Raw genomic sequence first — 23,048 nt, 5'->3', positions numbered from 1 at the left:
TTTATTTGAGCATGATCAAACGTTGAGCTATTTGCCATCACTTAAATCCAATCTGACTATTAGGATAGTTGATGAATTATTCAGACCTGACCTTGCTCCTGGAGTTCTCAAGACTACTGAATCGTTCGAATAGTTAGGGAAAAATGTATTCGATTAATCTTCATCAAACAAACACAACTTGCATGTTTTTATGCAGGCCCATTATGATTGTTATGTTGATGAGCCTGTTATTTAAGTAGATAGAATCGTTTTTCCAATGTTTTGCCATTAGTAATCTTATCGAGCTGCCCGCCAACAGATTCACTTAATGCCGCAAGCCTTTCATCTGGGTGAGGGTGGGTTTTAAACAGTAAAGCAACGCTTGCATCACTATTGCTGGATTGTCCCAATGTTTGCAATACCTCAGCCAAACCGTATGGCTCGTAACCGGCGCGGGTTGCGTAACTTAAGCCCAATCGATCTGCTTCGTACTCAGCCGACTTATCTAAACTCCTAGCACTGATTTCTGCACCACTGCCAATCGCTTTACTAACTAGAGCATTGTCTTTTGCATATTTGTCACTTAAGAGCCCAGCGCCAATGTTTAACAGTTGTTGTTTTTGCAATACTTTGAGCTGGTGCTTCTTGACTACATGGGCAATTTCATGTCCTAACACACCAGCGAGCTGTGCTTCATTTTGAAGTTTTCGGTACAAGCCTTTGGTCAGCATAATATAGCCGCCTGGTGCTGCAAAAGCATTTAAATCTTCACTCTCAATCACACCAAAGCGCCAAGGTAAATCTGGGCGCTCAGATTGTGATGCAACCCAACGGCCTACAGAATTGACATATTTTTGTAGTGCAGCATCTTTTACCAACGGTGCAGCCCCCAGCAAGTTTCCGGCAATCTCACGCCCAAGCGTAATCTCTTCTGCGGTACTGGGATTTTTCCAGTTGAACGCAGTTTCTGAGCTGGCTGTTGTGTTATTAGGTTTAGTGTTTTCAGTAGTGCTTGTAGCGTCAGTAGGGGCTGTTGGGCTTTCTGATTGTTGGCCGATTTCTTTTTCCACGGCATCTTTGAGCGCGCCTTTAAAATCAAAAGCGGCACTTTGTAGGCTGGCAACACCTAATAAGCTTGCGACCAAGATGGAGATTAGGCGATATTGGTGATGTGTCGACTGTTTTTTTGATGTTTGATTTGCGCTCATTGAGCACCACCTTTCACTTCTTTTAAGTTTTTAAAAGCAACGCTGTTTAAGTTTCCGGCTTTAGCAAAAGCACGGCCTTTTTCTGCATTTAAGGTATAGCTTTCTAGCGTTTTAATTTCTTCTTCATTAAATTTAGCTGCTTTTAACTCTTGCTCACTTAAGCCACGAACACCGGTCGTTGATACCACTTGTCCCGTACCTGCACGACCACTAGCCACGGCTAGTACTCCAGCTGCTTGGTTGCTGCTGGTTGCTGCACCACGTTTTACTGAAAGTAAACGTACCCAGCCTGAGCCTTTTTTCGCTTTTACTTGTAACCAAGCACCTTGTTTTTTGATGATTTCCAAACTTTCACCACGTGCAAAACTGCCGGTGATTTTTGCATCAGCATATGGTTCTGTGCGTAAGTTGTCATTTTTAAGCGCACTACCTGTTTCGGCTGCAGCGCTCATGCCTGCATAAAGTAAAGGAATTAAACTGCTCGCGATTAATGCTTGCTTTAAGTAATGCTTCATTGGTTTTCACCTTGTAAAATGTTTAATTTTCTAAAATATCTAATTTGATAATGGCTTGTGCAAATAACCCTCTCCATTGATTTGCCATCGGCTTTGCTGTGTTGAGCACTCCTGCATGCAATATATAACGCGCGGTTGTGTTAGCAGGTATACCCGTATTCTGTATTAATCGGTTGAGCTCCTCGCCAAGCTGCTTAGCGGCTTGCTCTGCTTTAATTGCTATCGCTTCATCATCATGGCGATAAGCCCAGCTGACAATAATCATGTCGCTAAACAAGCCCCATATGCCACTTTGGGTACCTTTTAAAATTTCCACTGTGCCTTGTTGATGAACTTCCTGTTGAATTTTATGTTGTAATTTTTTGAGTATGCTATCGCTGAGTGGTTCTTGCGTTTCAAATAAAATTGGCATCAGTAGAATCGCCGAACCCTTTTTGCCTGATTCTACGTCATTTGCTAATAGCCGTTGCATTGCGCGGTCGTTAGCTAGCGCATATATTTTAGCCACACTAAAATACATAATGGCCCAGGCAATAGGGCCGGTGAGGTCTAAATAGGTGTTTGTAAAGTTGATAGCAAGGTAAGACAGCGTAATCAAGATAATTTGGCTACTACTGAAAATAGTCGTTACTTTGTCTCGGTCTACATTGCGGAAGAATGCCAGTGCGGTCAGCCAGATTAACGTTAGGCTCATTAATATATAAGGCGTTTTTCCTCGCCACACTTTTAAATAATCATCGTGTTTAACGTTATCAATGGCTGTAGCTAGAATCTCTACCCCTGGGTGTGCTTTTGCCATCGCGGTTGCTTTAAGGTCAAACAATGAAGGCGCGGTAGAGCCGATAATCACTATTTTGTCTTTAAACTCATTAGGCGGGCGTTTTTTCACCTTGCTGGCCATATCTGCGTAAACATCACTGAACGTTGCAAATTGGTAGGTAAAGGGTTTGCCACGCCAATTGATCAGCATGTTTTGTGGAAGCGTGTCTGAGTTTTTCTGTACAAAGCTACCGACTGCTAAGGGGAGGGAAGGCAGTACCCAGCCATTTTCGTCGTGCCAAAGTCTGTATTCACGCACAATACCGTCTTTATCTGGGTAAATGTTATGCGTACCTAGGTGCTGGGAGTTTAGTGCAGCCTCAAAATGCGGCAGAACGATTGCAATTGGTTTGGTTGTGGTATTTGCATCTGTGGCTAGTCCAGTGCGCTTAATGCCCGGAATCATATCAGGTGTGACCTGACTTAACTGATCACTAGCTTCAGCAAGCCGCAGCATCGGGAAGAACGTATTTTGGGTGCTGGCAATCACCTCGTTAAAATATGCATCACTATCTTGGTTGTAAATATCAGGGTCACTAAATAGTATGTCAAACACCACTGCCTTAGGCTGTTGTGCTTCAATGTTTTCTAAAAACTCACCTAATACTTGCCTAGGCCAAGGCCAGCGACCATACTCTGCAGACATTGCACTCAAGGATGCTTCATTGATATCAACGATGACAATGTCGGCATCTGGCTTGGGCTCGATAATCCGATTTTTCACCATCATATCAAACGCACGGTCTCGCATGTTTTCACCCACATGGAACAAGCTGGCATCTAATAAAACCAGCACAGTGAGCAGTGCGCTTAGGTATAAGTAAAAGCTGTTATGTAGCCGGCGTGTAATGTTGGCTAGCCACTGGTTGATGAGTAGTTTTAGTTTAAGCACGATTAGCCTAACAAGATTATTAATAGGGTTAAGTTTGGCATAGTCCGCAGTGTTTTAGAAATAGTCTTTTGAAAACTTTTGTTAATTACATCTAAAACATCAATGTCATATGATTGACAATTGAACGTGTGTTCTATAAAGCATCTATTTAAACCATGAATTTATAGAGATGCTAAACAAGCATCGGGTATAATTTAGCCTATGTTACAAATCATTATATTAATTATTTCATTTGCTATTCTTTTGCTGCTTCTATTACAGATGTGGCGTGAAAGCAAAGTAGATCACAATACGCTTATACTGCAACAGTTAGAGGAAAAGCATCGCGCCATGTTGCTAGACTTTAACGATGGCTTAAATAAACTTGGCGACAGGTTGAGCAGTGCCACTAACGAGACCAGTGAGCGTCTGCGTGCCAGTGTGGCAAGTGAGTTGCAAGCAACACGCGATGCGATGCAAGCATTACAGCTTGCACAAAACAACAGTCTTTCTCAAACACGTGAAACGGTGTTGGAAAAACTGCATACGACATTGGCAGAGCAGGGTAAAGCCGAGCAGGAGCTAATCCAGTCAACCATGCGCAATGCGACATTACAGCTTACTGCAAGTATTGAGGTGCTGACTAAATCAGTAGATGGTCGACTTGAGTTGATTGGTGGCAAAGTGTCTGAGCGTTTGGATGAAGGCTTCAAGAAAACTAATCAAACCTTTATGGATGTCATGGCGCGCCTTGCAACCATTGATGAAGCGCAAAAGAAAATTGACGGCTTAACCACCAATGTGGTGAGCTTACAGGAGTTGTTAGGCGATAAGCGCTCACGCGGTGCTTTTGGTGAAGTGCAATTAGAGGCATTGGTGCGCAACGTGTTGCCCGTAAATTCTTTTGCAATGCAGCATACTTTTGAGAACGGCACGCGTGCTGACTGTGCGTTGTTTTTACCTGAACCTACTGGCGTGGTTGCTGTGGATAGTAAATTTCCGTTGGAAAACTATCACCGCATGCTAGATAACAAGCTGAGCGACGCAGAAAAGCTTGTTGCTGAAAAACAATTTAAATTAGATGTTAAGAAGCATGTCGATGACATAGCCACTAAATACATTATTTCTAATGTGACCTCCGATGGTGCCGTGATGTTTATTCCAGCAGAGGCTGTGTTTGCTGAGTTGCACGCCTATCATGCTGACGTCATTGAGTATGCCATGAATAAACGTGTTTGGGTGGTTTCGCCAACTACCTTGATGGCCGTTTTGAACACGGCTAGAGCAGTATTAAAAGACGTAGAAACCCGTAAGCAAGTGCACGTCATTAAAGAAGAGCTAGGTAAGCTCAGTAAAGATTTTGGACGTTTTGATTTACGTATGAAAAAGCTTGCTGACAATATTAGACAGGCGCATGAGAATGCACAGGACGTGCATATTTCTAGCCAAAAGATTTCACAAAGATTTGCGCAAATCGAACGTGTAGAGTTAACCAAGAACACCCCCGATTTGTTAGATATTATTGATGATAAAACAGATTAACTTAGTTAAGTAACCCAATGAAAATTAAATTATTTTACTTCGCAAGACTTAAAGAAACACTCAAATATTCTACAGAGGATTTAGAGTTGCCTGATGAGTCATTCACGATTCTTAAATTGAAAGCTTTTCTCGCCAAACGAGGTGATGTGTGGGGACAAATGCTGATGGGGAAGCTTAAGGTAAGAGCAGCAATTAACCATGAGCTTGTGGATGATAAAGCGGTAATTAACGATGGTGACGAGGTTGCGTTTTTTCCTCCTGTCACTGGCGGTTAAATGTTGATGCTTTGCGGCGTATCGATAAAAGTATGACAGTTAGAGTACAAACAGAAGATTTTGATGTTGGCTTAGAAATCAATCAACTACGTCAAGCACGTAAGGATATTGGTGCGGTTGTTAGTTTTGTGGGCTTAGTGCGCGATTTGAATGAGGGTGATGAAGTGTCACAGCTCACGCTTGAGCATTATCCGGGCATGACAGAGAAATCTTTAAGTTCGATTATTGATCAAGCAAAAATACGTTGGAATATCATCGATGCTTTAATTGTACATCGCGTTGGAACACTGCAACCTAGCGATCAAATCGTGCTGGTCGTTGTGAGTAGCGCCCATCGTGGAGATGCATTCTCCGCATGTGAATTTATGATGGATTATCTAAAAACAGAGGCACCATTCTGGAAAAAAGAAGCAAACTCAAAAGGTGAGCATTGGGTAGAGGCAAAATCAGCAGATGATATGGCACGTGATCGTTGGAATATAGAAAAATAATATGCAAAAAACATTAACACCTCAAGAGCTAACCCTAAATGTGGCATTGGGTCAATTCAACTTTGCTGATACTTCAGCATTACTCGTTGAAACGCACGATAGCGCACAATATCAAGCATGGGTCGCACAAGCGGAAGCTAAAAAAGCGGCTGAGTTTGGATTAAGTATTCAGCAATCTGGCTTTAACTTGCTTGCATTGGGTGAGCCTGGTTCGGGTAGAACCACGCTGATGACGAGTGTGATGCACGATGCTGCAAAAAAATGGCCAGCAGCGAGTGATTTAGTAGCGCTTTATCAGTTTGAAGGTAACGGAAAACCTCTGTTTATCAAGTTGCCGGCTGGTGCTGGTGTACAGTTAAAGCAAGCGCTAGATAGTTTTGTGCGTGTTTTTGCAAAAGACCTTGCAAGTTTATTAGAGGCTAAAGTGCAGCAAAATTCTGTTGCGCCATTACAGACATTTTTAGATGTGCAGTTAAGCTTGATTAAGGCCAGTCTGACGCTCATAGATCCAGACAAAATGCCGACGCATTACTTCAATACGCTGCAAAAAGATATTTTAGAGACATTGGAAAATTGGCAGCCCACAACAAGCCCAGATGGTGAAAGTAACCTTGAAGCACTCTTATCTGAGAGTTTCTTTGGGCGCTATCGTGCCAACGTATTAGTGGAGCATCATGCAACACAGCATGCGCCAGTACTTTATGATAACGACCCTAGTTTGCAATCCTTATTTGGTGGAATAGAGGGTGCCAGCGAGGCTAGTAATATCCCAGACTTTATGCGCTTACGTGCTGGTAATTTGATGCGTGCTGATGGAGGCACATTGTTGCTACACTTGCGTGACATTGTTGCAGATGAGCAAAATGGAACGCATATTCTTGAGAAATTACATCGCTTCTTACGTAATGGCACTTTGCAGATTGAGGACTTAAGCAGCAGTAGCAATCAAGGCAGTAGCTTGATTAGTGCACAAGCGGCGATACAGGTTTCAGTCAAAATTGTGTTGATTGCCACCCGTGAAGACTATTACGAGCTATTGGGTGTGAAGCCAGACTTCTTTGATTACTTTCCCATCAAAATAGAGTTTGCTGATCAAGTAAAAGCAACGCCTGAAAACTATGCAGCTTATGCCTCTTTTATTGCCCACAAGTGCCGTCAACATCATTGTTGCCACTTTACTGCAGAAGCTGTTGCTGCTTTATTACAAGCAATGCATCGCTTAATTGAGGATCAAACAAGACTTAGCACTAAGTTTGCCGTGTTGGAAAAATTACTTTTGGAAAGTGCTGCCGCTGCTAATTTGCGTGGCGCGCAATTAGTAGAAATTGAAGATGTGAAATCAGCAATTCAACGCAAATATGCACGCCACAGTTATATTGAGGCACATATGCGAGATTCTATCGTGGATAAAGAGCTCATTATCAGCGTGCATGGTGAATGTATCGGCCAGATTAATGGCCTGACGCATATCGATTTATCTGAAGCAAGTTTTGGTTCACCAGTTCGTATTTCTGCGAACTGCTACCCAGGTAGCCGCGGTGTGCTCACCATTGACCGTGAAGTGAGTATGAGTGGCCCAACGCATGATAAAGGCGTTATGATCTTACAAAGCTGGCTACATACTAACTTTGCGTTATTGAATCCACTTAACCTTACAGCCTCGCTTGTGTTTGAGCAAGAGTATAGCGGTGTGGATGGCGACTCAGCCTCATGTGCAGAGCTCTTCGCGCTACTCTCATCACTTGCACAAGTGCCCATTAAGCAAGGCATTGCGGTCACTGGTGCGCTCAATCAGCATGGCGAAGTGCTACCAGTCGGTGGCCTAAATGAGAAGATTGAAGGCTATTTCAGAGTATGTAAAGAAATAGGCTTAGATGGTAAACAAGGCGTGCTGATGCCTGAGCGCAATATGCGCCATCTCATGCTCAGTGACGAAGTCATTCAAGCAGTTGAAAATGGTCAATTTCATATTGCCACCATGAATAATGTAGCCGAGGGTATTCACTACTTAACGGGGCATCAATTAGAGTCTCTGAATGTCATGGCAGAAGTGGTGCTTAAAGGCTTTAAAACCATCCTAGAAACTAACTCACCTAAAAACTATGGAATTTCAATAAGGTAGTAAACTAGATGATGAGCAAACATTTATCCACAGATATTCGTTGGCAGCAACGCTTCTCAAACTATCAAAAAGCGCTCGCACAACTGACTAAATTTATTGCAAAAAATGATTTAAATGAGTTAGAAGAACAAGGCTTGATTCAGAGCTTTGAGTATACGCATGAGCTAGCATGGAAAACCTTAAAAGATTTTTTAGAGCACAGCGGTAATGCCGAAATTTTTGGATCAAAAGATACGACAAGACTTGCCTTTAAATTAAGCCTTATTGAAGATGGTGAAGGGTGGATGCTGATGATACAAGACCGTAATCAAACCAGTCATACCTATAATATTGAAACTGCAAGAGCGATAGTAGACCATATCAGGCAACGCTACTTTTTGTTATTCCAACAGTTAGAGACGCAACTGAAAGCGTTACACAATGCAGCTTAAAGATCTATCTGAAAAATCAGGTTTGCCAGAAGCAACTATCAGAAAAATCACATCTACGCTTATAGAGCATGCTGATTTAACAAAAGCAATCCTTTATGGTTCGCGCGCAAAAGGTAATTTCCGCGAGGGTTCTGACATTGATTTGGTTTTGTTTGGAGATAAACTTAACTACAATGATTTAGCTAGCATTGCAAGCCAACTAGATGACTTGTTCTTACCCTATACATTTGATCTTTCTCTATATAATCAAATTGATAACCCTGAACTCATTGATCATATAAACCGAGTTGGCATTGTCTTTTACTCAAATGCATAGACTTCAAATTGTTTATGCTAAACCTAACATTTCTAGATCAGCATAAAAACACGGAATATAAGCAGTATGAATGCGTTAGATAATAGCAAATGCAGGCTGGATAAATGGTTATGGGCTGCACGTTTCTTTAAAACTCGTAGCTTAGCCACTACCGCGATTGATACTGGTAAAGTGCATGTGGATGGCGACCGTGTAAAACCTGCAAAAGAGGTACATATCGGTCAAGTGATTCACATCCGTAACCGAGACTTTGAAATTGAAGTCAATGTTCAAGCCCTATCAAATATACGCAAAGGCGCATCAGAAGCTGCGCTGCTATACTCTGAAACCATAGAAAGCATCGCTAAACGTGAAAATGCTAAACTCACAGGCGAGCATGATTTTGCCCAACGAGACCGTGGAGCAGGGCGCCCAACCAAAAGACAGCTTAGAGATATCAAGAAGTTTACGGGTGGCGCTTATTAGCTTCGTGTACTTCTAAAATATATGCGTAACACAAACTCAACACTGGCATAATAAATTCAAAATGACTTCTAAAAACATTAGCATTAGCGCTTTGATGGAAACTACTGATGTGCGATTTGGTACAAGTGGTTTGCGTGGCTTAGTCGAACAAATGAATGATGAGCTTTGCTATGCATATGTTGCGGCCTTTTTACATACGGTTGTTGGTAGTTTGGGTACTGATAAAAGAGTAGTGTTAGGACATGATCTGCGCCCCAGTAGTCCAGGTATCGCTAATGCTTGTGCAAAAGCAATCATAGATTCAGGTATGGAGGTTTTGTATGCTGGTGAGCTGCCAACACCCGCGCTAGCTTCATACGCTTATGAACATGCTTTGCCTGCGATTGTTGTCACTGGTAGTCATATACCTTTTGATCGTAATGGTATTAAGTTTTACAAATCAACTGGTGAAATATCTAAATCAGATGAGTTATTAATACAGCAGGCTTCCGTAGATTTTCCTGAAAACGGCGCTATTTCTTCAATTAATTCACTTGTGGCAGATGCTAGCGTTAAGTCTCACTATTTAAAGCGATATATTGACTTTTTCGGAAACGCGAATCTCGCTGGTATGCGTGTTGCTATATACGAACATTCGAGTGTTGCTAGAGACATTCTGCGTGAAGTGTTAGAAGCATTGGGTGTGAGTGTCATTTCCTTAGGTCGTAGTGAAGATTTTGTCCCAATTGATACAGAAGCCGTCAGACAAGAAGATATTTTGCAAGCAGAAGAATGGGCAAAACAATATAGCTTTGATGCAATAGTATCTACTGATGGTGATGCAGACAGGCCGCTGATAAGTGATGAAAATGGTCATTGGTTACGTGGGGATGTTGTTGGAGTTTTATCCGCAAGATTATTATCAGCTAGAGTGGTGGTGACGCCGGTGAGTAGCAACACCCTTACTGAGAAGTCAGCATGGTTTAATCAAGTTGTTCGCACTAAAATTGGGTCACCTTACGTGATTGATGCAATGCAGGCTTCTTTAAATACTAAAGACAGTGGAAACAATCAAAGTGTCGTTGGTTTTGAAGCTAATGGTGGGTTCTTGTTAGGCAGCACTATTACATTAAATGGGAAGATGCTAAATGCGCTGCCAACTCGTGATGCAATTTTGCCTATCTTAGCGATACTTTCTATCTCTAAACAAAATCAGCAGCCTATATCTAGACTGATTGAAACATTACCGCACCGTTATACTGCAAGCGATAGATTGCAAAATTTCCCTGTGATTAAAAGCACACAGCTAATTGAAAAATTAAATAAAAATCATCAACTTGCTGATAGCTTAATGTCTGGAAACTCTGGCTCTGTCCGCACTGTAAATACTGTAGATGGTTTTAGAGTTACATTTGAAAACGGTGACATTGTCCATCTGCGCCCATCAGGAAATGCTCCAGAATTACGTTGTTACGCAGAGTCTGAAAGTCAAAAAAGAGCTCAGTTTTTATGTCAGCAGTGTTTGTCTAAAATTAGTATATGAATTTTTAAATAATTTTGATTGTCTGGCTCGATAAAAACCTAAATTAATATATTGTATTTTCAATATCTAATATAAAAATTTTTAGCGGTTAAGCCGCATTCTAATTTGAATTATCCTATCATAAACAATTATTGTTAGATGCTTATTTTGTAGTACCTTTTTAAAAATAAAGTTGGAGTATGTCTTTTACGCATAAAGGCTTCAAATTGTGACACCTCTTAATGATCAATAATATTCAAATTTTACGTGCTTTTGCTGCTATTAATGTTGTTTTGACTCACATTATTGGCACTTCCACCTCATATTATCAAGATACTTTTCTATTAAGATACTTTGAGGGTTGGGGTGGTAATGGTGTTGATATCTTTTTTGTCATTTCTGGGTATGTAATGCTTCATACGCAGATAATTCAGAGACGTACACCATACGAGTTTTTTAAGAATCGTGTTGTTCGTATTGTCCCCATATATTGGGCTCTTACCTTCTTTGTTTTAATGCTTTATTTTGTGTTTCCATCAGTTACTAGAGAGATATTAGTCACTCCAGTTTGGGTGGTGTCGTCACTTTTTTTTACATCTAGCATTTTTACAAGTAATTATCCTGTTGTTTATGTTGGCTGGACACTTGAGTTTGAAATGTTTTTCTACTTGATTTTCTCTATCGGTTTATTTTTAAAGTCTTGGAGATTGCAAGTTACTTTTGTTGTTATTTCGTTACTTACTTTTACTATCATTACTAACAACTTTATAATTGTAGAATTTTTGTTAGGTATGTTCGTGGCTTGCATATTCCGAACCTATAACTTTTCCAAAAGAAAAGGCTTAGCTATATTCATATTTGGAACATTACTTCTGCTTGCGTCAATCTCATCTGAAATAAAAAGCTTAAATCTGAATAGGATTTTTATTTGGGGTATACCATCCTTTTTTATTGTTTTTGGCCTTTTATACTCTACACAAGTTAAGTGCCGTAGTTTAGTGTATTTAGGCAATGCCTCCTACAGTATTTACCTTGTTCAAATATTAACTATTCCAGCTTTCTATAAGTTATTCAGTAAAGTTTCTTACGATTGGAATGGAGATTTTCTTGCTTTTTTGTGTCTGGTTTTCAGTGTGACTTTCGGCTGTGTAGTTTATTCGGTTGTAGAAAAACCATTAACCGAAATGCTGAAAAGATTCATTTAATTTTCTATTTGCCACTTCAATTTAGCGCTTTAACTGTCTTATAAAATATTAACCTATTAAACCTCTTTGACTTATTAAATTAATTATCAGTAATTCATTTTTTAGATAAAGAACTTTGTTTGGTTCGGTTTATTATTTGTTATAATTGCGTTCAACAAATGAACAGATTCTGATTCCTTTTATGTTAACTGACGAATATAGGTACAAAATACTTAAACTACTTGAAGTCAATTCTGGGCTCAGCCAGCGCGAGCTTGCAAAAGCTTTGGGTATTAGTTTAGGTAAGACCAACTTCTGTGTTAACGCACTGATTGAAAAGGGATTCCTTAAGGTAAGAAACTTTAAAAACAGTAAAAATAAACTCGCCTATTTGTATTTGTTAACGCCGAATGGTGTTGAAGAAAAATCGATAATTACCCTCAGGTTTCTAAAATCTAAGGTTGCTGAATATGAAATCCTTAGTACTGAAATAAAATCTCTCGTGCAAGAAGCAAATGTTTGCTCAGATCACTTTTCTTCTCATCTCGAACTGATGCAACTTAGTCTGGATGAGCAGGAATCTTAAAATTACATCATGGCTAAATCCTTAATTAACATTACCCCAGTTATTCTAAGTGGAGGTTCCGGTTCGAGATTGTGGCCTTTATCGCGTAGAGGTTTCCCTAAGCAATTTTTGGTGCTATCTGGTACGGATAGTCTCTTTCAGCAAGCGACTAATCGTTTAAGTCATTTGTCTGCTACAGATATTGTGGTTGGGGAAACTCTAATTGTGACTAATGAAGAGCATCGTTTCTTGGTGCTTGATCAGTTGCGTGAGTTTACAAAAATATCAGCCAGCTTATTGCTTGAGCCTGAAGGGCGAAACACAGCACCAGCACTTACTCTGGCAGCGCTACAAGCAGTTTCTGGTGGAGAAGACCCCGTTCTCGTTGTTACCCCAGCAGATCAAACTGTGCAGAATGGTGAGGCTTTTACCAAAGCACTACAAAACAGCATTCGTGTAGCGGCGACTGGCGCAATTGTGATTTTAGGAATTAAACCAGATAAGCCTGAAACTGGATTTGGTTACATTAAACGTGAGGGGCAGGCTGGCTCAAATACTGAATATGATGTAGCAAAGTTTGCAGAAAAACCTGATTATCAAACTGCAAAATCATACTGTGCATCTGGAAGTTACCTATGGAATAGTGGGATGTTTGTGGTGCGTGCTAGCGTATGGCTTAAAGCGCTGAAGCATTTTAGGGCGGATATTTTGCAATGCACTTCAAATGCCTTTAGTAGTAGTGTACGAGACAATCAGTTTATTCGGCCTGATGCGACTTTGTTCGCAAATATACCAAGTGAATCTATAGATTATGCAGTCATGGAAAAGTGCCCTGGATCAGATTTCCCAATTAAGATGATATCGCTTGATGCTGGCTGGAATGATCTTGGCGCTTGGGATGCTGTTTGGCAGGTGGGGCAGCAAGATGCTAATGGTAATGTGTCTAGTGGCGATACAATCATTGAACATACAAGTAATACGTTGATAAATGCAAGCCATAGATTGGTGAGCACAGTAGGTGTCAATAATTTAGTGATTATTGAAACTGCGGATGCTGTATTGGTTGCTGATCGCGGGATGAGTCAGGACGTTAAAAAAATAGTTAGCCAGTTAGAGTCACAAAAACGAGAAGAACGCATTTTACACAGAAAAGTATCTCGTCCTTGGGGTTGGTATGACACTATTGATGTAGGTGAGCGATTTAAAGTAAAACGGATACAGGTCAACCCTGGTGCTAGCTTAAGCTTGCAAAAACACACCAAACGCGCAGAGCATTGGGTAGTGGTAAGAGGTACAGCTGAAGTAACTTGTGGAGATAAAGTGATTACACTTCATGAAAATGAATCAACTTTTATTCCATTAGGTGAAACACATCGTCTAGCGAATACTGGCAATACTTCATTGGAGATTATTGAGGTGCAGTCTGGTACTTATTTGGGTGAAGACGATATAGTTCGTTATAAAGACAGTTATGGCAGAATAGAAGAGGGAAATGTATGACTAAAGTTGCGTTAATTACAGGCGTTACAGGGCAAGATGGAGCATATTTAGCCGAGTTGCTGCTTGATAAAGGATATGAGGTTCATGGTATAAAGCGTCGTAGTTCATTGTTTAACACTGCGCGAATTGATCATTTATTCCATGATGTGCATGAAAGAGGCAAGCCATTCTTTCTGCATCATGGCGATATGACAGATTCATCTAGCTTAACTCGTATTATTCAGAAAGTTCAGCCTGACGAGATTTATAACCTAGCAGCGCAAAGCCATGTTGCGGTATCATTTGAAGAGCCTGAGTATACTGCAAACTCTGATGCACTGGGCGCATTGAGGATTTTAGAAGCCATTAGAATGTTAGGTTTGGAGAAAAAAACTAAGTTTTACCAAGCTTCTACATCAGAATTGTATGGCCTAGTGCAAGAAACTCCGCAAAAAGAAACAACACCATTCTATCCGCGTTCGCCCTATGCTGTTGCAAAGCTTTATGCTTACTGGATTACAGTTAACTATCGTGAAGCCTATGGTATTTATGCTTGTAATGGCATCTTGTTTAACCATGAAAGTCCAATACGTGGCGAAACTTTCGTGACACGTAAAATCACTCGTGCTTTGGCACGTATCAAGTTGAATCTGCAAGATTGTTTATATCTTGGCAATATGGATTCTTTACGTGACTGGGGACATGCAAAAGATTATGTTGAAATGCAATGGTTAATGCTGCAACAAGAAACACCTGAAGATTTTGTAATTGCTACAGGCGTGCAATACAGTGTGCGTGATTTTGTGAATGCAGCGGCAAAAGAGCTTGGCATAGCCATTACGTGGCAGGGTGAAGGTGTGGATGAAAAAGGCTACAATGCCGCAGGAAAATGCATTGTGGCAGTTGATCCGCGTTATTTCCGTCCAACAGAAGTGGAAACTTTGCTAGGCGATGCTAGTAAAGCCAAAAATAAACTTGGCTGGGTGCCAAAAATCAGCTTTGAAGATTTAGTAAGCGAGATGGTTCGAGAAGATTTAAAGGGTGCAGAGCGTGATGAGTTAGTTAAAAAGCACGGCTATACGGTTTTCAAACCTCAAGAATAGTCTAGTAAACTATGAGTAAAACTAAAATCTTATTAACTGGCGGCGGCGGTATGGTTGGGTGCAATATTTTGGAGCATCCCTCTATCAGCGAGTTTGAAATACTTGCGCCGCGTAGCCGTGAGTTAGATTTACGCGACTTTAGCGCAGTACTAAGTTATTTGAGTAAACATCAGCCCAATATGGTCATTCATGCTGCAGGTAAGGTGGGTGGCATTCAGGCTAATATGCGCGAACCAGTGGGATTCTTGATGGAAAATCTCGATATGGGGCGCAACATTGTGAGTGCTGCGCACAAGGTAGGCATTAAGCGTCTAATTAATCTCGGTAGTTCATGTATGTATCCACGTAACTACTCAGAGCCGTTACGTGAAGAAATGGTGCTTAAAGGCGAACTTGAGCCTACTAACGAGGGTTATGCGCTGGCCAAGGTAGTAACGGCTAGGTTTTGTGATTACATCATGCGTGAGGATGCAAGTTATCAATATAAGACGCTAATCCCTTGTAATCTTTATGGACGTCATGATAAGTTTGACCCCGTTCACTCTCACTTGCTTCCCGCAATTATTCATAAAGTGCACCTAGCCAAACAAAATGGTCAACAAACTGTTGAAATATGGGGTGATGGAACCGCTCGACGCGAGTTTATGTATGTAGGTGATTTGGCTGATGCAGTTGTTAGAGCGATCCATAATTTTGAAACGTTACCCCCTTATATGAATATAGGGTTGGGGCATGATTTTACAATCAATGAGTATTATCAAGTGACAGCAGAAGTAATGGGATACACAGGAAGTTTTGTACACGATATTAGTAAGCCAGTTGGTATGGCGCGTAAGCTTGTGAGTGTAGATCGTCAGCAGGCTTGGGGCTGGAATGCTCAAAGCGACTTACGTACGGGCATAGAAAAAACATACGAATTTTATTTAAAGGAATATTTGCAATGAGTATCAAGTTTCCATTAGCCACAGCAACTTGGGGGCAAGAAGAGCAAGATGCGATGCAACGTGTTATAGCCTCTGGTATGTACACCATGGGTGCAAATGTACAAGCCTTTGAACGTGATTTCGCTCATTACGTAGGGAGTAAGCATTGCGTGATGGTGAATTCTGGTTCATCCGCTATATTGTTGATGGTGGCAGCATTGTTCTATACCAAAAACTCACAATTGAAGCTGCAGCGTGGTGATGAAGTGATTGTTCCTGCGGTGTCGTGGAGCACTACGTTCTATCCACTATATCAATACGGGTTGAAAATCAAGTTTGTGGACATTGATCTGAACACCTTGAACTATGATCTTAATCAATTAGAGCAGGCTGTTACAGATAAAACACGTGCGATCATGGCTGTGAATCTGCTTGGTAATCCAAACGATTTTGGACGTATCCAGCAGATTATCGGTGAGCGTAATATCGTGTTGATTGAAGATAACTGTGAGTCGATGGGTGCTAAGTATGAGGGCAAGCATGCTGGCACTTTTGGTGTAATGGGTGGTTACAGCTCTTTCTTTAGCCATCATATTTCCACCATGGAAGGTGGTTTGATTGTAACGAATGATGAAGAACTATACCAAATTTTACTTTCACTTCGAGCGCATGGTTGGACACGCAACTTACCTAAGCATAATCTTGTGTGTAGCGAGAAGAGCGACGACCCGTTCGAGGAGTCATTTCGATTTGTGCTGCCTGGTTATAACGTTCGCCCACTGGAAATTGAAGGGGCATTGGGAGTTGAACAAGTCAAGCGTTTACCTAGCTTAATAGCCGCCCGCCGAGAAAATGGAAAATTGCTACAGGCCGCATTATCAAATCACCCAGATATCATTATTCAACAAGAGATAGGTGAGAGTAGTTGGTTTGGATTCAGTTTAGTGATACGCCCAGGTAGTAAAATGACACGCAAAGCATTAGTGGCAAAATTAAATGAACTTGGTTTTGAGTGTCGTCCTATTGTTGCAGGTAATTTTGCTAAAAATGAAGTGGTGAAATATTTTGATTCAGAAGTGCATGGCACATTAAAAAATGCTGAACATATTGATCAAAATGGATTGTTTGTGGGTAATCATCATTACCCAATCCCCGAGGCTTTTGTTGCTCTCGAAAAAATATCTTGATTGGATAATACAATGAGCTTTCTATCAAAAGTTAAAAATAAGCTAACTTTACTATTTCGTAGGTATATATTACGCGAACCTTTCTTGCTAGAAGTTAGCCGCTGGTTTGATGACAATGGTGATGAAACCCTGCGTTTAGATTACCCTCTGAACAAGGATAGTATCGTATTCGATTTAGGTGGTTATCATGGTGATTTTGCAGCAGCTATACATGAAAAGTTTGGATGTACAATTTATATTTTTGAGCCTGTTCCAGAGTTTTATCAGATGTGTGTTGACCGATTTCAAGGTAATAAAAAAATCGTTTGTTTGAATTATGGGCTTTCATCTGCTGATGGCTGGTTAGATATTAATATGGCAGAGAATGCTTCAAGTTTTACTTCTCCTAACATTAAAGGATCAATGCAACGAGTGCAAGTACGTTCAGTTGTGGATTGTATTAGGGAGTTAATGATTAATCAAATTGACTTAATGAAGATAAACATAGAAGGAGGGGAGTTTGATGTTGTTCCTGCAATTATCGAGTCGGGTGATATTAAAAAGGTGCAATATCTACAAGTTCAGTTTCATAACTTTTTAGATAATGCAGCCAAGCGACGAGAAACGATAAGACATGAACTCACAAATACGCATACAGAAATGTGGAGTTATGACTTTGTTTGGGAGAGCTGGAAGTTAAAGGGTGAAAGCCGTTGAGTGATGTAATCTATGCTAACTTCGAGGCGCGAGGTTTTGCGGGAAATGTGATTTTCGATTTAAGTCACAAAAACAATAGAGATAATTGTTTTCAGCCATATTATTTGATGCGAGAGCAGCTAAAGCAGCATGGTATTGAGATTAATACGAGCGATACTAATGTTGGAAAGTCATTAGCATTTGAGTTACACATGGATGTACAGAAGCAAAGTGTTAATACGGCATATTATTTACTGATGCTTGAAACACCGCAGGTCTGGCCGTCAAATGGTATTGCGTCAAATTGGGATTGTTATCGTAAAGTTTTTACTTGGAATGATGACTTGGTGGATGGTAATCGTTTCATAAAAATCAATTTTCCTAATCCAGTTTATGTTGGTCCTGTTATTGGATTTTCAGATCGAGATCAGTTTTGTTGTCTAATTTCTAGCAATCGGACACTTTCTTTGCAAGATAATCGAGATTTATATCCAGAGCGCGTCAATGCGATCCGTTGGTTTGAAACTCATGCTCAACAAGATTTTGATTTATATGGGGTAGGTTGGGATATCCCTGTGGTACGTAGTGGTTTGGTTGGAAAGATAGAGCGTCGATTTTGGGGTATTATTGGTCGACTCTTTACATTGCAGCCATTTCCTAGTTACCGTGGAAAAGTTGCTCACAAGCAAGATGTATTAACGCGAACAAAATTTTCAATTTGCTATGAAAATATGCGTGACTTGCCTGGCTACATCACTGAAAAAATATTCGACAGTTTTTTTTCTGGTTGCGTTCCTGTGTATTGGGGTGCCAGCAATATCACGGATTATATTCCCGCAGATTGTTTCGTTGACCGTCGCCAGTTTAACGACACAGAGGATGTATATCGCTTTCTTAAATCAATGACGGAAATAGAGTTTGTGGGCTATCAACAACGTATTGCAGCGTTTTTACAAAGTGAGGCCGTGTATCAGTTTGGTTCAGAGTTTTTCGCGAAGACTATCGTTAATACGATAATTCAGGATATTGGTCTTGAGCCGTGATTTGATACTGATTGTTGGGGGGCGGCTAGCTGCAGCATTAATGGCATTAGTTACTATAAGGGCTGTAACAACATTTCTTAGCCCTGAGCAATACGGTGAACTCGCTTTATTAATCACAGTGCAAATGTTTTGTGGCTTATTTTTGATTAATCCTGTAGGGCAACATATTAATTTGCACACGCATGCATGGTGGGATGATGGTACGCTCTTCTCAAGACTAAAGTCATATAGAAATTATATACTCTGGGTTTCACTTGTAGGTGGCTTAGTTGCTTTGAGCATAGAGGAGCAGTATTCTGCTGAACAGTGTATTTTGCTTTTTATTTCAATGTTCACAATGGTTGTTGCAGGCACCTGGAACGCGACTCTAATACCTGCGTTGAATATGCTTGGCTTTCGAGGTGCTTCAGTAATTTGGTCTATCATTACTGTAGCAATTGGGTTGGCCAGTTCTATTTTTTTAGTTATGTGGTTATCATCCGCTACTGCTTGGTTTGCTGGGCAAGCAGTAGGTATGGCATTGGGGGTGTTGGGTGCTAAGCATGTTTTACGACAACATGTTATACATTCTAAGCGTTCTGAAAATCGCTTGCCGTTGTTGACTAAAAATACGGTCAGAACATATTGCTTACCTTTAGCAGTGGCAACGGGGCTTATGTGGTTGCAGCTTAGTGGTTACAGGTTTTTGATTGAAAAGTATTGGGGATTGGCGCAATTAGGCTTTTTGGTCATAGGTTTACAGCTTGCTGGTCAAATTTTTGCACTCGCAGAATCATTAGCTATGCAATTCTTCTACCCGCTTTTTTACCGTCGTGTTAGTAAGCATGAAAATTTAACAGAAGTTGAATCCGCTTTTTCTGATTTATTAAATACTTTGGTACCTGCGTATTTTGTTCTTACTGGGATGGTAATTTTTAGTGCACCATATCTACTTAAAGTGTTAGTCGCTTCTCAATTTCAAAATGCAATTATTTTCGTTATGTTGGGTGCTGGTATTGAATTGTGTCGTGTATTAAGTAACTTACTCAGTAATGCAGCGCAAATCAAACGCGAAACTAAATCACTTGCTTTGCCATATGCATTGGGGTCAATCACTTCATTGGGTTTGATCTATTTTGCAGGGGTGCGGCATGTGGAAATCAGTTGGGCTGGTATGGCGTTAGTACTTGGTGCTATGGCTATGTTTACTGTAATGCTGATACATATGTACCAGCAAGTAAGGTTTACTCTCGATGTTGGACGTTGTCTCGTTGGAATTGCTGTCATGTTTGTGCTAGCTACGCTTGTTGTTTGGGTGCCTGAAGCTGCTAACTTAAGAGTGGCGATTGGTATGTTGGTGTTGATATCGTTGATAGTAGGTATTGTTATATTGACTTTGTTGTGGAAAAACCCGGCCACGCTTAGGCTGCTAAGTGTGAAATTGCGAGAAAATTGAAAATGGTCATCTCTAATATTATTGGTGGTCTTGGCAACCAGATGTTTCAATATGCTGCAGGGCGAGCGCTTTCAATAAAGTGTGGAAGCAATTTGCAGTTAGATATCTCAGGTTTTGCAAACTATGAACTACATCAAGGCTTTGAGTTACAGCGAATTTTTAATTGCAATACAGAAATAGCAAGTAAAAGCAATGTGCGTAACGTATTAGGTTGGCAGTCATTGTCATTTGTGCGGCGGATAATCTTACGATCAAATATGCAAAAATTGCGTTGTAAACCATTTGTTGTTGAGCCACATTTTTATTATTGGTCTGGCATCAGAAATTTAACTGAAGATTGTTATCTTTATGGTTATTGGCAATCAGAAAACTATTTTGTTGATGTTGCAGCGCGAATTCGTGAAGATTTTACATTTAAGCTGCCAATGCAAAACAATAATGCTGAGTTAGCAGTACATATTAATAATGTGAATGCTGTTAGCTTGCATGTGCGACGTGGCGATTATGTAAATAACACAACAACGTATGCGTTATGCTCGTCTGATTACTATAAAGCTGCAATTGAGTATATTGCCGGACGTGTTGAGCAGCCACATTTTTATATTTTTTCTGATGATATTGCTTGGGTAAAAAATAATTTAAAAATAGATTTTCCACATCATTATGTAGATTGCAATCATGGAAGTGAAAGCTACAATGATATGAGGTTGATGAGCTTATGTAAGCACAACATTATTGCTAATAGCTCATTTAGCTGGTGGGGAGCATGGTTGAATTCTAGTTCAAAAAAAATTGTTGTTGCCCCTAAGTATTGGTTTGCCAATGAAACAAATATACAAGATTTGATGCCAGAAGGTTGGGTGAGATTATGAATATCAATAGAACAAGCACCCTAGTCATTGGGGGCGGTGGGTATATTGGTTCACATCTTGTGCTTCAACTTCTTAAAACTGAGCGACAGGTAACGGTTTTGGGTAGAAGTCCAATACCTCCTAATAAATTGCCTGATGGCGTTGTGTATGTTGCTGGAGATTTTGGGCAACATGAACTAATTTGCAAGTTGTTGGATAAGCATCAAGAGGTTATTTATTTAGCTTATGCCACAGTTCCGAACACTTCTTTTGAGAATCCGCTGGTGGATCTTCTTCAAAACTTGCCGCCAACAGTGCAGCTGTTTTCTGAAGCAGCAAAGAGAGGCGTCAAGCTTATATTGGTATCCTCTGGCGGTACAGTTTATGGTGAGTCGATTGAGCTACCAATACTTGAAACGCATCCAACTAAGCCAATCTCTCCTTATGGTGTAACTAAGTTAACCTTGGAAAATTATGCATACCTATATGCTGCAACCCATGGTTTAAAATTTGTTTGTGTTCGTCCCGCCAATGCATATGGTGTAGGACAACGACCATTTATAGGGCAGGGATTTATTGCTACCGCGATGGCCTCTGCTATGTGTGGTATGCCAATTAAGATATTCGGGCAGAATGGAACTGTGCGCGATTATTTATATGTGAGTGATTTAGCAGCTGGAATTGTTAGTACATTGCAGCATGGAAATCTATCTGAAACTTATAACCTTGGTTCTGGTTTAGGTGTTACTAACTTAGATGTGATTAAGGCATTTGAACTGCTTATTAATGACGATGGGTACAAAGTTAAAGTGGAAAACTTGCCGGAAAGACCATTTGATGTTAAAGCTAATGTATTAGACTCGACTAAATTGCAGACACACACGGGATGGAAACCCAACGTTGATTTTATGGATGGTTTGCGTCTAACTTATGAATGGTTAAGGTTGGTGAAAAGTGAGTGATGTTGATTCGTCTATAAATTCCAGTACAGTACAATTGCCGTTAATTTCAGTAGCTATGCCTGTATATAATGGCGAGCAATATTTGGCAGAAGCAATAGAGTCTATTCTTGCGCAAACCTTTAATAATTTTGAGCTGATTATCATTGATGACGGATCAACAGACGCGTCACTAGAGGTGCTGAGAGTATACGAAAAGCGTGACTCTAGGATTAGGTTGATTACACGTGAAAATAGAAATTTAGCTACTACGTTAAATGATATTGTTAGCCTTGCACGCGGTAAATGGCTTGCACGAATGGATCAGGATGATATTGCATTGCCACAGCGCTTTGAACGCCAATTACAATGGCTACAGCAAACCGAAGCTGACATTACTGGTAGTTGGGTTCAGCGTTTTGGCACATCGGATAGGCGGTTGGTTAGACTGCGCCAAACTGATGATGCCATTAAAATGGAGTTGTTGTTTTGTTCACCATTTGCACATCCATCGATAATGATGCGCACTACATTGATTAAGCAATTGTGTTATGACAATACATGGGAGAAAGTAGAAGACTACGACTTATGGGAGCGTGCTGCAAGAGCAGGATGGAAAATGACAAATGTGCCTGAAGTTTTGCTTCTATATCGTATTCATGATACGCAAATTTCAACTAAAACAGCGAACTCTCAACAACAGTTAACGCAACTAATTCGTCAAAGATACTGGGAGTTTGTATGCTATTCCATGGATTTAGATCCAAAATGTGTTGATGAGTTAATGAAGATTTTTAAATTCTCACCATCTAGTATCAATATGGATGCGGTGGATGCCTTATTTACAAAACTTTTGTATTCTAGGCAGGGAGAATCAAGAGTTATCATTTTTGATCATATGACACGACTCTATTTTAGAGTAGCTGCTAGTAACCCAACTGTCGTTTTTAGGTGGGGGAGGCTTAATCGAGATTATGGTAAAGGTTTGGGGTTGAGTACCAAATTTCAGTTAATGATATTTAGTTTATTACGAATTCATGTTGATGGTGTGTTATTTAGGCAGTTGAAAAAATTTCATGTGTGGAAGGCTTCTTAAATGAGAGTTTTTCACAAAAATGAACTGAACAATT

Annotated in this window: 23 protein-coding genes; 20 read left to right on the top strand and 3 right to left on the bottom strand. The window is 40.3% G+C overall.

What is annotated here, in order from left to right:
• Positions 1–227: 227 nt before the first annotated feature.
• From FG24_RS10745 to FG24_RS10735, 3 genes are read right to left on the bottom strand one after another with little or no spacing between them, the layout of a single operon-like run.
• Positions 228–1,187: a M48 family metallopeptidase gene (locus FG24_RS10745; RefSeq protein ID WP_051901524.1), complete on the bottom strand. Its 960-nt coding sequence runs from the start codon at positions 1,185–1,187 to the stop codon at positions 228–230.
• Positions 1,184–1,702, bottom strand: a complete 519-nt coding sequence (locus FG24_RS10740; protein WP_036303357.1) for an SH3 domain-containing protein — start codon at positions 1,700–1,702, stop codon at positions 1,184–1,186. Before FG24_RS10740 ends, FG24_RS10745 begins: the two co-directional genes overlap by 4 nt.
• Before the next feature lie 22 nt (positions 1,703–1,724).
• Positions 1,725–3,413, bottom strand: coding sequence for a CHASE2 domain-containing protein (locus tag FG24_RS10735; protein ID WP_036303356.1), 1,689 nt, complete (start codon positions 3,411–3,413; stop codon positions 1,725–1,727).
• Between the two features lie 201 nt (positions 3,414–3,614).
• On the opposite strand from FG24_RS10735, the gene FG24_RS10730 reads away from it, so the two are divergent.
• The 20 genes from FG24_RS10730 to FG24_RS12450 all read left to right on the top strand — a co-directional run bounded on the left by FG24_RS10730 (position 3,615) and on the right by FG24_RS12450 (position 23,014).
• Positions 3,615–4,934: a DNA recombination protein RmuC gene (locus FG24_RS10730; protein ID WP_036303355.1), complete on the top strand. Its 1,320-nt coding sequence runs from the start codon at positions 3,615–3,617 to the stop codon at positions 4,932–4,934.
• A 17-nt stretch (positions 4,935–4,951) separates the two neighbouring features.
• A complete protein-coding gene (gene moaD, locus FG24_RS10725; protein ID WP_019898730.1) occupies positions 4,952–5,209 on the top strand; it encodes a molybdopterin converting factor subunit 1 in 258 nt (85 codons plus the stop codon).
• 32 nt (positions 5,210–5,241) lie between these two features.
• Positions 5,242–5,700: a molybdopterin synthase catalytic subunit MoaE gene (gene moaE, locus FG24_RS10720; RefSeq protein ID WP_036303354.1), complete on the top strand. Its 459-nt coding sequence runs from the start codon at positions 5,242–5,244 to the stop codon at positions 5,698–5,700.
• Position 5,701: 1 nt separating this feature from the next.
• On the top strand, positions 5,702–7,822 hold the full coding sequence (locus FG24_RS10715) for a Lon protease family protein (RefSeq protein WP_036303353.1): 2,121 nt from the start codon (positions 5,702–5,704) through the stop codon (positions 7,820–7,822).
• A gap of 8 nt (positions 7,823–7,830) precedes the next feature.
• The gene (locus tag FG24_RS10710; protein WP_235189766.1) at positions 7,831–8,253 is read left to right on the top strand and encodes a nucleotidyltransferase substrate binding protein; all 423 of its coding nucleotides are present in this window, start codon (positions 7,831–7,833) and stop codon (positions 8,251–8,253) included.
• A complete protein-coding gene (locus FG24_RS10705; protein ID WP_036303352.1) occupies positions 8,243–8,569 on the top strand; it encodes a nucleotidyltransferase domain-containing protein in 327 nt (108 codons plus the stop codon). Before FG24_RS10710 ends, FG24_RS10705 begins: the two co-directional genes overlap by 11 nt.
• Positions 8,570–8,635: 66 nt before the next feature.
• Positions 8,636–9,034, top strand: coding sequence for an RNA-binding S4 domain-containing protein (locus FG24_RS10700; protein WP_036303351.1), 399 nt, complete (start codon positions 8,636–8,638; stop codon positions 9,032–9,034).
• A 61-nt stretch (positions 9,035–9,095) separates the two neighbouring features.
• Entirely contained in the window at positions 9,096–10,556 is a 1,461-nt protein-coding gene (locus FG24_RS10695) for a phosphomannomutase (RefSeq protein WP_036303350.1), read from the top strand.
• A 221-nt stretch (positions 10,557–10,777) separates the two neighbouring features.
• Positions 10,778–11,740 (top strand): acyltransferase family protein, encoded by a 963-nt coding sequence (locus FG24_RS10690; RefSeq protein WP_036303348.1) that lies wholly within the window; start codon positions 10,778–10,780, stop codon positions 11,738–11,740.
• Positions 11,741–11,921: 181 nt separating this feature from the next.
• Positions 11,922–12,305, top strand: a complete 384-nt coding sequence (locus tag FG24_RS10685; protein WP_051901523.1) for a MarR family EPS-associated transcriptional regulator — start codon at positions 11,922–11,924, stop codon at positions 12,303–12,305.
• A 9-nt stretch (positions 12,306–12,314) separates the two neighbouring features.
• On the top strand, positions 12,315–13,784 hold the full coding sequence (locus tag FG24_RS10680) for a mannose-1-phosphate guanylyltransferase/mannose-6-phosphate isomerase (RefSeq protein ID WP_036303346.1): 1,470 nt from the start codon (positions 12,315–12,317) through the stop codon (positions 13,782–13,784).
• Entirely contained in the window at positions 13,781–14,866 is a 1,086-nt protein-coding gene (gene gmd / locus FG24_RS10675; RefSeq protein ID WP_036303344.1) for a GDP-mannose 4,6-dehydratase, read from the top strand. Before FG24_RS10680 ends, gmd begins: the two co-directional genes overlap by 4 nt.
• An 11-nt stretch (positions 14,867–14,877) precedes the next feature.
• Positions 14,878–15,810: a GDP-L-fucose synthase family protein gene (locus FG24_RS10670; RefSeq protein ID WP_036303343.1), complete on the top strand. Its 933-nt coding sequence runs from the start codon at positions 14,878–14,880 to the stop codon at positions 15,808–15,810.
• Positions 15,807–16,976: a DegT/DnrJ/EryC1/StrS family aminotransferase gene (locus FG24_RS10665; RefSeq protein ID WP_036303341.1), complete on the top strand. Its 1,170-nt coding sequence runs from the start codon at positions 15,807–15,809 to the stop codon at positions 16,974–16,976. Before FG24_RS10670 ends, FG24_RS10665 begins: the two co-directional genes overlap by 4 nt.
• 12 nt (positions 16,977–16,988) lie before the next feature.
• A complete protein-coding gene (locus tag FG24_RS10660) occupies positions 16,989–17,672 on the top strand; it encodes an FkbM family methyltransferase (protein ID WP_036303339.1) in 684 nt (227 codons plus the stop codon).
• The gene (locus tag FG24_RS10655) at positions 17,669–18,694 is read left to right on the top strand and encodes a glycosyltransferase family 10 domain-containing protein (protein WP_036303336.1); all 1,026 of its coding nucleotides are present in this window, start codon (positions 17,669–17,671) and stop codon (positions 18,692–18,694) included. Before FG24_RS10660 ends, FG24_RS10655 begins: the two co-directional genes overlap by 4 nt.
• Complete coding sequence (locus FG24_RS10650; RefSeq protein ID WP_036303334.1) at positions 18,684–20,129, top strand: lipopolysaccharide biosynthesis protein; 1,446 nt, start codon at positions 18,684–18,686, stop codon at positions 20,127–20,129. Before FG24_RS10655 ends, FG24_RS10650 begins: the two co-directional genes overlap by 11 nt.
• A 2-nt stretch (positions 20,130–20,131) precedes the next feature.
• Positions 20,132–21,001 carry an alpha-1,2-fucosyltransferase gene (locus FG24_RS10645; RefSeq protein ID WP_036303332.1) on the top strand — a complete coding sequence of 290 codons (870 nt, stop codon included), beginning with the start codon at positions 20,132–20,134 and terminating at the stop codon, positions 20,999–21,001.
• A complete protein-coding gene (locus FG24_RS10640) occupies positions 20,998–21,942 on the top strand; it encodes an NAD-dependent epimerase/dehydratase family protein (RefSeq protein ID WP_036303331.1) in 945 nt (314 codons plus the stop codon). The genes FG24_RS10645 and FG24_RS10640 overlap by 4 nt, the downstream gene beginning before the upstream one ends.
• 55 nt (positions 21,943–21,997) lie before the next feature.
• On the top strand, positions 21,998–23,014 hold the full coding sequence (locus tag FG24_RS12450) for a glycosyltransferase family 2 protein (RefSeq protein ID WP_051901522.1): 1,017 nt from the start codon (positions 21,998–22,000) through the stop codon (positions 23,012–23,014).
• Positions 23,015–23,048 lie beyond the last annotated feature (34 nt).

The sequence above is a fragment of the Methylotenera sp. L2L1 genome (assembly GCF_000744605.1).
Lineage (GTDB): Bacteria > Pseudomonadota > Gammaproteobacteria > Burkholderiales > Methylophilaceae > Methylotenera.
This window is presented reverse-complemented; position numbering and strand designations above follow the sequence as displayed.